This window comes from Streptomyces sp. NPDC052496 (assembly GCF_040679095.1).
Classification (GTDB): Bacteria; Actinomycetota; Actinomycetes; order Streptomycetales; family Streptomycetaceae; genus Streptomyces.
The window spans coordinates 1-12,415 of the sequence record NZ_JBFAUH010000006.1 but is presented as its reverse complement, the minus strand read 5'-3'; the positions used below and the strand labels follow the sequence as shown (position 1 = coordinate 12,415).

At 74.5% G+C, this 12,415-nt stretch carries 10 protein-coding genes; 7 read left to right on the top strand and 3 right to left on the bottom strand.

Features of this window, described 5'->3' with window-relative positions; translation table 11 throughout:
• Positions 1-83 precede the first annotated feature (83 nt).
• The 4 genes from AB0L45_RS10380 (at position 84) to AB0L45_RS10365 (ending at position 6,007) form a co-directional block, all read left to right on the top strand.
• Positions 84-641, top strand: coding sequence for a carbonic anhydrase (locus AB0L45_RS10380; protein ID WP_365838114.1), 558 nt, complete (start codon positions 84-86; stop codon positions 639-641).
• A 328-nt stretch (positions 642-969) separates the two neighbouring features.
• Entirely contained in the window at positions 970-2,028 is a 1,059-nt protein-coding gene (locus AB0L45_RS10375; protein WP_365838112.1) for a MoxR family ATPase, read from the top strand.
• Positions 2,028-3,473, top strand: coding sequence for a DUF58 domain-containing protein (locus tag AB0L45_RS10370; protein ID WP_365838110.1), 1,446 nt, complete (start codon positions 2,028-2,030; stop codon positions 3,471-3,473). Before AB0L45_RS10375 ends, AB0L45_RS10370 begins: the two co-directional genes overlap by 1 nt.
• Positions 3,470-6,007 carry a DUF3488 and transglutaminase-like domain-containing protein gene (locus AB0L45_RS10365; RefSeq protein ID WP_365838108.1) on the top strand — a complete coding sequence of 846 codons (2,538 nt, stop codon included), beginning with the start codon at positions 3,470-3,472 and terminating at the stop codon, positions 6,005-6,007. The genes AB0L45_RS10370 and AB0L45_RS10365 overlap by 4 nt, the downstream gene beginning before the upstream one ends.
• A 388-nt stretch (positions 6,008-6,395) precedes the next feature.
• Here the strand turns inward: AB0L45_RS10365 and AB0L45_RS10360 are convergent, their stop codons facing one another.
• From AB0L45_RS10360 to AB0L45_RS10350, 3 genes are all read right to left on the bottom strand, one after another.
• Entirely contained in the window at positions 6,396-6,809 is a 414-nt protein-coding gene (locus AB0L45_RS10360; protein WP_365838106.1) for a DUF3040 domain-containing protein, read from the bottom strand.
• A 258-nt stretch (positions 6,810-7,067) separates the two neighbouring features.
• A complete protein-coding gene (locus AB0L45_RS10355) occupies positions 7,068-7,823 on the bottom strand; it encodes a methyltransferase (protein ID WP_365838104.1) in 756 nt (251 codons plus the stop codon).
• Positions 7,824-7,940: 117 nt separating this feature from the next.
• A complete protein-coding gene (locus AB0L45_RS10350; RefSeq protein ID WP_365838102.1) occupies positions 7,941-8,426 on the bottom strand; it encodes an SAV_6107 family HEPN domain-containing protein in 486 nt (161 codons plus the stop codon).
• Positions 8,427-8,673: 247 nt separating this feature from the next.
• Here AB0L45_RS10350 and AB0L45_RS10345 point away from each other — a divergent pair, with 247 nt between their 5' ends.
• The 3 genes from AB0L45_RS10345 to AB0L45_RS10335 are packed head-to-tail and all read left to right on the top strand — an operon-like array spanning position 8,674 to position 12,312.
• On the top strand, positions 8,674-9,486 hold the full coding sequence (locus AB0L45_RS10345) for an ATP-binding cassette domain-containing protein (RefSeq protein ID WP_365838100.1): 813 nt from the start codon (positions 8,674-8,676) through the stop codon (positions 9,484-9,486).
• A complete protein-coding gene (locus tag AB0L45_RS10340) occupies positions 9,458-11,665 on the top strand; it encodes a YhgE/Pip domain-containing protein (protein ID WP_365838098.1) in 2,208 nt (735 codons plus the stop codon). Before AB0L45_RS10345 ends, AB0L45_RS10340 begins: the two co-directional genes overlap by 29 nt.
• A gap of 35 nt (positions 11,666-11,700) precedes the next feature.
• Complete coding sequence (locus tag AB0L45_RS10335; protein WP_365838096.1) at positions 11,701-12,312, top strand: TetR/AcrR family transcriptional regulator; 612 nt, start codon at positions 11,701-11,703, stop codon at positions 12,310-12,312.
• Positions 12,313-12,415: the final 103 nt, after the last annotated feature.

The window sequence follows — 12,415 nt, the reverse complement described above, 5'->3', positions numbered from 1 at the left end:
GAAAACCTCACACGAGACCGCAGTGCCCCCTATGCCCGCCCCGACGTGCAGCCTTACCGGCCGGTGCCCCTTACCGTGTTGCTATGTCGATACCTGCCTCGCAGCCGCTGCCCCCGTCCGCCGACAGCGCCGTGGCCCCCACGGGCGGCACGGTCACCGACCGCCTCGTCGAGGCCAACAAGAAATACGCCGCCGCCTTCACCGACCCGGGCATGGACGCCCGGCCCGTCCTGAAGGTCGCCGTCGTGGCGTGCATGGACGCGCGCCTGGACCTCCACGACGCGCTGGGCCTGGAGCTCGGCGACTGCCACACCATCCGCAACGCGGGCGGCGTCGTCACCGACGACATCATCCGCTCCCTGACCATCAGCCAGCGCGCGCTGGGCACCCGCTCGGTCGTGCTGATCCACCACACGGGCTGCGGCCTGCTGAACCTGACCGAGGACTTCCGCCACGAGCTGGCGGCCGAGGTCGGCCAGCGGCCCAACTGGGCGGTCGAGGCGTTCAAGGACCTCGACGAGGATGTCCGGCAGTCCATACAGCGGGTACGGACCTCGCCGTTCCTGCTGCACACGGACGATGTGCGGGGCTTCGTCTTCGACGTGACGACGGGTCTGCTGCGGGAGATCGACCCGCGGTAGGTGCCGATGAGTACGCACCCGGCCCGCGGCCCCTGTGCCGCGGGCCGCGGCCACGTGGCCGGGCGGACCGTCCGCCCGGCCTCGCGGTTTCACCGGCGGGACGTGGCGGGCGGGGCCGCGGACGGCACGGCGCGTGCCCCGGCGGGCGAGTTATCCACAGGCCATGACGCGAAGTGGCGCGGGCGGCGAGAATGCGTGAGTGACGTCGTCACGGCCGTGCGGCTGTGCCGGCGCATGGCGGGGAGGGCCGGTCCGTACGGAGGACGTGCGCCCGTAATGGGGTATCCCGTGCTCCTCGGAGCGCGGGGAAAGGGCCGAGGAGGGCCGGGTGACGACCTATGACGAGCAGGCGAGCCTTGGGGGTCACCCCGTGCGGGCGGAGCCGGGCGCAGGGCGGGACCTGACCGCCACGGCGGAGCGGGTCCGCAGGTCGGTCGAGGGTGTGATCGAGGGCAAGCCGGAGGCCGTACGGCTCGCGCTGACCGTGCTGCTCGCGGAGGGCCACCTGCTCATCGAGGACGTGCCGGGCGTGGGCAAGACGATGCTCGCCAAGGCGCTGGCCCGGTCCATCGACTGCTCGGTGCGGCGCATCCAGTTCACCCCCGACCTGCTGCCGTCGGACATCACGGGGGTGAGCGTCTACGACCAGCAGCGGCGCGACTTCGAGTTCAAGCCCGGCGCGGTCTTCGCCCAGATCGTGATCGGTGACGAGATCAACCGCGCCTCGCCCAAGACCCAGTCGGCGCTGCTGGAGTCGATGGAGGAGCGCCAGGTCACGATGGACGGGCAGACCTACGAGCTGCCCGCGCCCTTCATGGTCGTCGCCACCCAGAACCCGGTCGAGATGGAGGGCACCTACCCCCTCCCGGAGGCGCAGCGGGACCGCTTCATGGCGCGGGTCTCGATCGGCTACCCGAGCCCGGACGCCGAGCTGCGGATGCTGGACGTGCACGGCGCCGCCTCGCCCCTGGAGGAGCTCCAGCCGGTCGCGCACGCCGACGAGATACTGAAGCTGATCGACGCAGTGCGCGCGGTCCACGTCGCCGAACCGGTCCGCAGATACGCGGTGGACCTGGTGGCCGCCACCCGCAACCACCCGGAGCTGCGGCTGGGTGCCTCGCCGCGGGCCACGCTGCATCTGCTGCGCGCGGCGAAGGCCTCGGCGGCGCTGGCCGGCCGGGAGTACGCCCTTCCCGACGACGTGCAGGCGCTCGCGGTGGCGGTGCTGGCGCACCGGCTGCTGCCGACCGCCCAGGCCCAGTTGAACCGCCGGACGGCCGAGCAGGTCGTCGTCGAGATCCTGCGCCGGACGCCGGTGCCCGACCCCTCGGCGCAGCAGTGGCCCCGGCCGCACGCGCAGCAGCCGCCCGGCGCCCGGGGGTACTGATGACGGCCGGGGGGATCGAGGAGCCGCCGGAGCGCGGGGGGCTGCGGGCCGCCTTCGCGGGGCTGACGACGCGCGGCCGGTCCTTCCTGGCGGCGGGCGTGGCGGCAGCCGCGTGCGCGTACGCCCTCGGGCAGACGGACCTGCTCCGGGTCGGCCTGCTGCTGGCAGCCCTGCCCCTGGCGTGCGCGGTCGTGCTGCACCGCACCCGCTACCGCGTCGCGGGCAGCCGGACCCTCTCCCCCGCCCGGGTGCCGGCCGCCGCCGAGTCGCGGGTGCTGCTGCGGGTGGAGAACGTCTCGCGGCTGCCCACCGGGGTGCTGATGCTCCAGGACCGGGTGCCGTACGTGCTCGGGCCGCGGCCGCGGTTCGTGCTGGACCGGGTGGAGGCGGGCGGCCGCCGCGAGGTGTCCTACCGGGTCCGTTCCGACCTGCGCGGCCGCTATCCGCTGGGGCCGTTGCAGCTGCGGCTGTCCGACCCCTTCGGGATGTGCGAGCTGACCCGCTCCTTCAGCGACCAGGACACCCTGACGGTGGTGCCGCGGGTCGAGCCGCTGCCGCCGGTGCGGCTCGCGGGCGAGGCTTCCGGGTACGGCGACGGGCGGCAGCGCGCGCTCGCGCTGGCCGGTGAGGACGACGTCATCCCCCGCGGCTACCGCCACGGTGACGACCTGCGCCGCGTCCACTGGCGCTCCACGGCGCGCTACGGCGAGCTGATGGTCCGCCGGGAGGAGCAGCCGCAGAAGGCGCGCTGCACGGTGCTTCTGGACACGCGGCGCACGGCTTACCAGGGTTCCGGTCCCGACTCGGCGTTCGAGTGGGCGGTGTCGGGCGCCGCGTCGGTGGCGGTCCACCTGCTGGAGCGCGGCTTCTCGGTGCGCTTCCTGACCGACACGGGCACGTCCGTCCCGGGTCCTGACGGGGCCGGCGGCTGGGCGGGCGGCACCGAGTCCGCCGACACCGCCGGGCTGCTGCTGGACACCCTCGCCGTGGTCGAGCACTCCGCCGAGCCGGGCCTGGCCAGGGCGTACGACGTCCTGCGCGGCGGCAACGAGGGACTGCTGGTCGCCTTCTTCGGCGACCTGGACGAAGAACAGGCCGCGGTGGCCGGGCGGATGCGGCAGCGCAGCGGGACGGCGGTCGCCTTCGTCCTGGACAGCGGCGCGTGGTCGCGGGGCGCCGACGGGCCGCGGGCCGGGGACGGCGCGGGCGGAGCGCGGCTCGGCGAGCGCCTGCGGATGCTCCGTGAGGCGGGCTGGAAGGCGTTGCCGGTGTCACCGGGCGATGCGCAGGCGGCGCTGTGGCGGCAGGCGGACCAGGTGGCCGGAGTACGACAGGGCCCCACGGCCGGCGGCGATTCCGCGGCGGCCGGTGTGACAGGTGCGGTCGGCCCGGGGGGCGGATCGGCGGGACCGGTGGCGGCACCGGGAAGCGGGGCGGCGACATGAGCGGGCGGGCACGGCTGACGGTGTGCGCGGCGGTGGCGACGCTGTGTGCGTCCAGCGCGCTGCTGCCGCTGGTGGAGCCGGTCGGCTGGATGATGCAGGCGGTCGTCCTGCTGGTGATCGTGTCCGGAGCGGGTGCGCTGGCCCGCCGGGTGCCACTGGCCCGGCCGCTGACCGTCGTGGCGCAGGCCGTGGTGGCGTTGCTGCTGCTCACCGTGCTCTTCGCGCACGAGCAGGCGGTCGCCGGAGTGCTGCCGGGCCCCGACGTGTTCCGGGAGCTCGGCGAGCTGACGCAGGAGGGCGTCGCCGACGTCAGCCGCTACGCGATACCGGCCCCCGTGACGGCGGGCATCCGCCTGCTCCTAGTCGGCGGGGTGCTGCTGGTCGGCCTCGTGGTGGACGCGCTGGCCGTGACGTACCGCAGCGCGGCGCCCGCCGGACTGCCGTTGCTCGCGCTGTATTCGGTGGCGGCGGGCCTCTCCCAGGGCGGCGCGGGCTGGCTGTGGTTCCTGCTCGCGGGAGCCGGCTATCTGCTGCTGCTCCTGGCCGAGGGCCGGGACCGGCTCTCGCAGTGGGGCCGGGTGTTCGGCGGCCGGCCGTCCGGTGGCGGGCGGCCGGCGGTCGCCAAGGGGCAGAGTTACGCCGCCACCGCGGGCGGACCGGCGTACGCCCCGGTCCGTACGGGCCGCCGGATCGGCGCGCTGGTGCTGGGCGTCGCCCTGGTGGTGCCCGCGGTCCTGCCCTCCCTCGGCGGCGGGCTGCTCGGCCCGGCCGTGGCCGGCCGCGGGGCGGGCGGCGGCACGATCTCCGCGGTGAACCCGCTGGTCTCCCTCCAGAACAGCCTCAACCAGCCGGAGGACCGGCAGGTCCTCAACTACCGCACCACCGCCTCGGACACCCGGGACCTGTATCTGCGGATCGTCGCGCTCGACCAGTTCGACGGTACGGCGTGGAAGCCGTCCGAGCGCGCCGTCAAGGACGTGCCCGACCGGCTGCCCGACCCCGCGGGGCTGAGCCCCAAGGTGGACGTCACCACCGTCAACACCTCCATCTCCACCGCCCCTTGGTACGCCCAGAACTGGCTGCCGCTGCCCTACCCCGCCTCCCGCGTGGACATCGGCGGGCGCTGGCGCTTCGAACCGGAAGGCCGCACGCTGGTCGGCGACCGCGGGCAGAACACCCGGGGTGTGCAGTACCAGGCCGAGAGCCTGCTGGTGCGGCCGACCGCCCGGCAGCTCGACGCGGCGCCCGCGCCGCCCGCCGAACTGGCCCGGGAGTACACCAAGGTGCCCGACTCGCTGCCCCCGGTGGTGCGCGAGACCGCGCGGCAGGTGACACGGGACGCCAAGTCGGCGTACGACAAGGCGGTCCGCCTCCAGGACTGGTTCGCGCTCAACGGCGGCTTCACCTACAACACGGAGGTGCGGGCCGGCAGCGGCACCGAAGCCATCGCCCGGTTCCTGGAGCAGAAGGAGGGCTTCTGCGTGCACTTCGCCTTCTCGATGGCGGCGATGGCGCGCACGCTGGGCATACCGGCCCGGGTCGCGGTCGGCTTCACCCCCGGCACCCGGCAGAGCGACGGTTCGACCTCGGTGGGCCTCAAGGACGCCCACGCCTGGCCCGAGCTGTACTTCGAAGGCGCGGGCTGGATGCGCTTCGAGCCGACACCGAGCCGTGGTTCACCGCCCGACTACACCCTCGCCGACACCCCGTCCACCGGCGGGACGAATGTTCCGGCGCCGGAGCCGTCGCGTTCGGCGGCCGTGCCCGTGGGGCCGTCGCCGTCGCAGAGCTGCGCCCCCGCGGAGCGGCGCGTCGGCCCCTGCTGGACGCCGCCCGCCCAGGCGGCGAACGGCCCGGCCGACGACGGGCTGTCGCCCTGGACCGTCACGGCCGCGGTCGTGGGTGTGCCGGTCCTGCTCCTGGTGCCGGTGCTGCCGCTGCTGTGGCGGCTGCGGGCCCGCTCCTGGCGCCTGCGCGGCGGCCGCCCGGGCCGGGACGGTCCGGTGAGTCCGCTCACCGCCCGTCCGGAGGCGGTCGGCTCCGGCAGCCGTGGCTCCGGCGGGCCGGTGGAGGTCCTGGGCAGCGCGCCTCCCGGTCAGTACGGCACCGCGCGTACGCTCGCGGCCTGGCGGGAACTGGTCGACTCCGGCTGGGACTACGGCATCCTGCCGGACGACTCGCTGACCCCGCGCAAGGCGGCGGAGCGCATCGTACGCATAGGTGAGCTGCACGGCGCGGCGGCGGACGCGGCCCACCGTGTCGCGGCCTCCGTGGAGCAGGTCCTCTACGCACCCGACCCGCGCCCGGCGCCGGGCCTCGCCGACGAGGTGCGCCGCGTCCGCACCGGCCTGCGGAACGCCGCCTCCCGGCGCCTGCGCCTGCGCGCGCTCCTGGCCCCGCGCTCGGCCGCCCGCGCCCTGTGGACCCTCTCGTCCCACTGGTCAGCCTTCCTGACCCGCTGCACGACCAGCCCACCGGCCACCGCGATACGCCGCGTGGCCGGAGTGCTGCGGTTGTCGCGCGGGAGGACGTGAGTGCTGTCGGCGGGGGCGCGACGCTGGGGGTGGCGGAGAGGGCTCCCGGTCTCCGGGGCCTCCCGGGGGCCGGGGCCTGCCGGGCTCCGGGCTGCCGGACTACCGCTCTGTCTAGCCCCCGGGCAGAACGGCGGGGAGAATGTCCGGTTTCACGCTCACAGGCGCAAAGGGTGCAGACGGATGGCGAGGACGGCGAGGACTGCGAGGACTGCGAGGACACCAGCAGCCGGCGGCCCGATCCGAACGGCCCGGCCCGGCCCCGCTGAGCCCAGGCCCGCGGAGTGTAGTTGCCGACAGCCGGACACGCAGAACGGCCGCCCGGGATCGGACGGCCGTTTCGGTGCTATGGGGGCGCGGACGAGGAGGAAGTCCGTGGAGCGGGTCGGTGTCAGTGGCCCTGTTCGTCGCGGCGGCGCTGCCAGCGGCTCTCGATACGGTCCATCATCGAGCGGCGCTGCCTGGCCTGGCGGCGGGCGGACGCCCCGCCGGAGCCCGCGCGGCCGCCTGCCGCGGCCTGCTGCTCGCCGGGCTTGGGGGCCTTGCGCCATCCGGTGACCGCGAGCACCGCGCAGCCCAGCATGACGAGGAAGCCCACCACACTGACCCAGATCTGCTGTGCGACCATTCCGGCCATGAGGAGCGCGATACCTACCAGGAAGCCCGCGACCGCTTGGTAGACCCGTCGCCGGGTGTACGTACGCAGCCCGCTTCCCTCAAGCGCTGTCGCGAACTTGGGATCTTCGGCGTACAGCGCTCGCTCCATTTGCTCGAGCATTCGCTGCTCGTGCTCCGAGAGCGGCACGGAGTCCTCCTACTCGTCGGTCGCGGGGGGCGACCGGGTGCGACCCTTTCAGGATAGGCAGGGAATCGCCCCCGTGAAACCCGCCCCTCTACGCCAATTCACTGTCCGGGCCGCCACGGCGGTCGGTGGTGCTTGCAGCCTGCATTCCCCACCCGCCGATCCGTCATGCCGGACGCTGTACCCCGATCATACGGGGCGAAGGGGCTGATCGGGTGGCCTGTGGCCGACTGCACGTGCAGGGCCGGCGGGCCGGGGGCGTCAGCCGCGCTCGGCGAGCACGTGCAGCTGGGTGGCGACCGAGTGGAAGGCGGGCTGCTCGGCGGCGGCCGCCTCCAGCTTGAGCAGGGCGTCCATGGCGCCGGGCTCGGTGTCCACGAGCACGCCGGGCACCAGGTCGGCGAAGACCCGTACGCCGTGCACGGCGCCGACCTTCAGACCGGTGTCCGTGACCAGGCCGGTGAGCTGCTCGGCGGTGAAGCGCCGGGGCACCGGGTCGCCGTCGCCCCAGCGGCCCGCCGGGTCCGCCAGGGCGTTCCTGGCCTCGGTGAAGTGGCCCGCCAGGGCGCGGGCCAGAACGGCGCCGCCGAGGCCGGCCGCGAGCAGGCTCAGGGTGCCGGCCGGGCGCAGCGCGCCGACCGCGTTGCGTACGCCCTCGGCCGGGTCGTCCACGTACTCCAGCACGCCGTGGCAGAGCACCGCGTCGTAGCCACCGGGCTCGACCACGTCGAACAGCCCGTGGGCGTCGCCCTGCACCGCGCGCACCCGGTCGGCGACGCCGGCCTCGCCGGCCCGCCGCTCCAGGGCGAACAGGGCGTTGGGGCTGGGGTCCACCACCGTGACGCGGTGGCCCAGGCGGGCGACCGGTACGGCGAAGTTGCCCGTGCCGCCGCCGGTGTCCAGGACGTCGAGGGCGTCCCGCCCGGCGGCCTCGCACCGGCGCTCCAGGGCGTCTTTGAGAACCTCCCAGACCACGGCGGTACGAAGGGATGCGCGCGGGCGCAGCGGGTCAGACACGGCGGGTGGCTCCTCGACGGGGGCATGAACTGATGAGTACCACCCTATTGCGTCCCACGCCGTATCCCCGCCGCGGTCCACGCGCGCCACGGCAGGTGAGGAGGACGGACCACCCCCTCACCCCGCCCGCTGGGAGGGCAGCACCGGCTGGAGGAGCAGCATCCGTTCCACCAGGCGCAGGAACATCGCCACGTCGCGGATCAGGTCGTCGGCGTCGCGCGGGCCGGCCGCGCCGGCTATGCCGGCCTCGGCGCGGGCGCGGCGCTGGGCGCCGGAGGCGAACAGGGCGCTCCACTCCGCGAGTTCGGGAGCGACTTCGGGCAGCACTTCCCAGGCGCTGCGGATCCGCTGCCGACGGCGGAGGCTGGTCTCCGGGCGCCCGCGCACGGCGAGGACGGCGGCCGCCGTTCGCAGCGCGGCGAGGTGGGCGGTGGCGTAGCGCTCGTTGGGGGTCTCCAGGCTGCGGGCCTCGTCGATGCCGCGCTGTGCCTGGGTGAGCAGGTCGAGGGCGGCGGGCGGTGCGGCCGCCCGGCGCAGGACGGGGTGGACATCGCCGGGAGGGCCGTACGCCGCGGAGCTGCCCGCGGCCGAACTGGCTGCCATGACGAACCTCCTGTCGTCGCATGACGGTTCGGGACCGTATGGGGCCATCGTGCGGCACACCACTGACAATCGGCTCTGACCTGCTCTTTCCCCCGGAAGACCGGGGTAATGCGCGGAGATCGGCGGAGATCGGCAGGGATCCTTTCTTACGGCGGAAAGGGGGCGGACCCCCCGACCCCCCTTGCGGAGACATGACAAGGCTGCGCATACTTTTTTGCACTGACTGGTCAGTGCAAGGGAGGGGATCGTGCACGACACCCCGCACGGGGCGGCCGTCACCGCCACGGGATACGGCCTCCAGGGCCCGCGCGGCTGGGCCTTCCGGGACGTCGCCCTCACCGCGCGGCCCGGCTCACTGGTCGCCGTGGCGGGCCCGTCCGGCTCCGGACGTACCTGCCTGCTGCTCGCGCTCACCGGCCGGATGGCGACCACCGCCGGCACGGCCGAGGTCGCGGGCCTGCCGCTGCCGAAGAAGAAGGCGGCGGTACGAGCGGTCACCGCTCTTGCGCACGTACCCGGTGTCACCGATCTCGAACCCGCGCTGACCGTGGCCGAGCACCTGCGTGAACGCACCCTGCTGCAACGCCGGTTCGGCGGCTCCTCCCCGAATGCCGCCGGGGACGCCCTCCGGGCGCTGCTGCGGCCGCGCCGGGAGCGTACCGCGGCGGCCCGCGCCCGGATCGACGCGGCCCTGGAAGCGGCCGGCCTGGACCTGGCCACCCTGCCCAAGGGCGACCGGACGTCCGTACGGGACCTGGACCGGCCGGAGGCGCTGCGCCTGTCGATCGCCCTGGCCCTGATCGGCAGGCCCCGCCTGCTCGCCGTCGACGACACCGACATGAAGCTCTCCGACACCGAACGCGCGGACGTCTGGGCGACGCTGCGCGCCCTGGCGGCGGCCGGGACGACCGTCCTCGCGGTGTGCAGCCAGGCGCCGGACGGCGCGGTCGTGGTGCGTACCGGACGAGGCACCGGGTCCGAGCCCGGCTCCGGCGGCACGGGCGCCCACGACGAGCGGAAGGGGGCGGCGGATGCGCTCGCCGAGGCTGGCCGCGCTTGAGCTGAAGCGGTTCGGGAGGGGCAAGCTGCCGATGGCGGCGCTGATCGCCCTGCTCCTGCTGCCGCTCCTGTACGGCGCGCTGTACCTGTTCTCCTTCTGGGATCCGTACGGGCGCCTGGACAGGATCCCCGTCGCCCTCGTCAACGAGGACGCGGGCGCCGAGGCCAAGGGCAAGAAGATCGCGGCCGGCGACAGCATCGTCGACGGCCTGCGCGGCAGCCACACCTTCGACTGGCACGAGGTGAGCGCCCAGGAGGCCGACAAGGGTGTCGAGGACGGCAGGTACTACCTGTCACTGACCGTCCCGGAGGACTTCAGCAAGCGGATCGCGTCCAGTGCGGGCGACCACCCGGAGACCGGCGCCCTCCGGGTCCGCACCAACGACGCCAACAACTACATCGTCGGGCAGATCTCCCGCACGGTCTTCTCCGAGGTGCGCTCGGCGGCGTCGGCGAAGTCCTCGCGCGGCTTCTACGACAACATCTTCGTCTCCTTCTCCACGCTGCACGACAAGACGCAGCAGGCCGCGGACGGCGCCGGCGAGCTCCGGGACGGCATCGGGCAGGCCCAGGACGGCACCGGCAGGCTCAAGGACGGGCTCGGTACGGCGAAGAACGGCAGCGGCACACTGGCCGCCGGCCTGAAGGACCTCGACGCGGGCGCCGGCAAGCTGTCCGCGGGCACCGCCGACCTCGCCGCGGGCGCGTCCGCCGCGTCGCGCGGCGCGGACCGGCTCGCCACCGGCTCGGGCCAGGTGGCCCAGGGCACCCAGCAGCTCGCCGACAAGGTCAACGGCGTGGCGGCCGAGATCGGGCCCTTCGTGCGGGCGCACGGCAAGGAGATCGGCCGGGTGGCCCAGGCGGTGGCCGACGGCTCCCAGGCCGTACGCGGCAACCTGGACAAACTGCCGCGCGCGGCCGACGCGGGCGCCCGGCTCTCCCGGGGGATGTCCGACCACCTCGCGGCCTTCTACCGGCAGCGGTGCGAGCAGAGCGCCCGGCCGGACGCCTCGTGCACCGAGCTGAAGCAGCTCACCCGGCAGGCGGCCGCCGCCGCGGCCGAGGCCGAGGAGATCAGCGGCTATGTGCATGACCGGAAAAACCTCGACCAGCTGGGCCGCGACCTCGACACGCTGCACCGGCTGGCGGGCGAACTGGCGCGGCGCGGCCCGACCCTGGGCGCCGACCTGGACGCCGCGGTCGCGAAGATCAACCAGCTCAACGCGGGCGCCCACCAGGTCTCCGCGGGCGCCGGCAAGCTGGCCGCCGGTGCCGGGAAACTGGCGGACGGCGCGGGACAGGCCGCCGACGGGGCCCGCGCGCTGCACGCGGGCGCCGGCCGCGCCGCCTCCGGTGCGGACGACCTGGACCGGGGCGTCGGCACGCTGAAGGACGGCGCGCAGACCCTGTACGGCGGCATGTTCAAGCTCTCCGACGGATCTCAGAAGCTGGCGGGCGGGCTGCACGACGGCGTGCGGCAGATCCCGGACTACGGCAAGCAGGACCGGGACGCCCGTACGCGGGTGATGTCCGACCCGGTGCAGCTCGCCTCCCAGGCGGCGCACCGCGCGCCCAACTACGGCACCGGCTTCGCCCCGTACTTCATCCCGCTCTCCCTGTGGGTCGGCGCGATGGTCGCGTACATGCTGATCCCGCCGCTCAACCGGCGCGCGCTCGTCATGGGCGCGGGCGCCTGGCGGATCGCGGTCTCCGGGTGGCTGCCGGTGTTCGCCCTCGGGGTGCTCCAGACGGCCGCGCTGATGTCCGTCCTGCACTACGGGCTCGGGCTCCAGATGGAGCGGCCGGCCGGTACGGTCGGGTTCCTGCTGCTGGCCACGGCGTGTTTCGCGGCGATCGTGCAGTGGCTGAACGCCCGCTTCGGGCCGGCGGGGCGCATCCTGGTGCTGGCGCTGCTGATGCTCCAGCTGACGTCGGCGGGCGGTACGTACCCGGTGCAGACCAGTCCCGGCTTCTTCAACGCCATCCACCCGTACCTGCCGATGAGTTACATCGTCGAGGGGCTGCGGCGGCTCATCACGGGCGGCGACCTGGCGCCCGTGTGGCAGGGCAGTGCCGTCCTGCTCGCCTTCACCGCGGCCGCGCTCGCGCTGACCGCGTGGGCGGCGCGCGGGAAGCAGGTCCTCCGGATGAAGGACCTGCACCCGGAGCTGAGCCTGTGAGCGCGCGGGCCTCCGGGGGCGGCACAATCTCCCCCATGGACAGCTCCAGCACGCGCCGCCGGACCACCCGGCGCAAGCTCTTCGAGGCCGCCGTCACGCTCATCGCCGAACAGGGCTTCTCCTCGACGACGGTGGATGAGATCGCCGAGCGCGCGGGGGTCGCCAAGGGCACCGTGTACTACAACTTCGCGAGCAAGAACGAGCTCTTCGAGGAGTTGCTGCGGCACGGCATCGAGCTGCTGGCCACCTCCCTCCAGGAGGCCGCGGACGCGGCGGCGGCGCGGGGCGGCACCCGGGTGGACGCGCTGGACGCGATGATCCGGGCCGGGCTGGACTTCATCGCCCGCTACCCGGCGCTGACCCAGCTGTACGTCGCCGAGCTGTGGCGCACCAACCGCGCCTGGCAGTCGACGCTGATGGTGGTGCGGGAGCGGGCGATCACGGTCGTGGAGGGCGTGCTCCGGGAGGCGGTGGCGAACGGCGAGCTGAGCGAGGACATCGACATCCCGCTGACGGCGTCCGCGCTGTTCGGGATGGTGCTGGTGGCCGCGCTGGACTGGCAGTCGTACCAGCCGCACCGGTCCATCGACGACGTGCACGCGTCCCTGTCACGGCTGCTTCAGGGGCGGGTGAGCGGCCGCCCGTAGGGCGCCCGGGTGAGCGGGCGCCCGTGGACGCGCCGGTACGGCCGCCCCGGGGCGCACACAGCGGCGGGGGGGGGGGGGGGGGGGCGCGCGCCCCCGCCCGCCC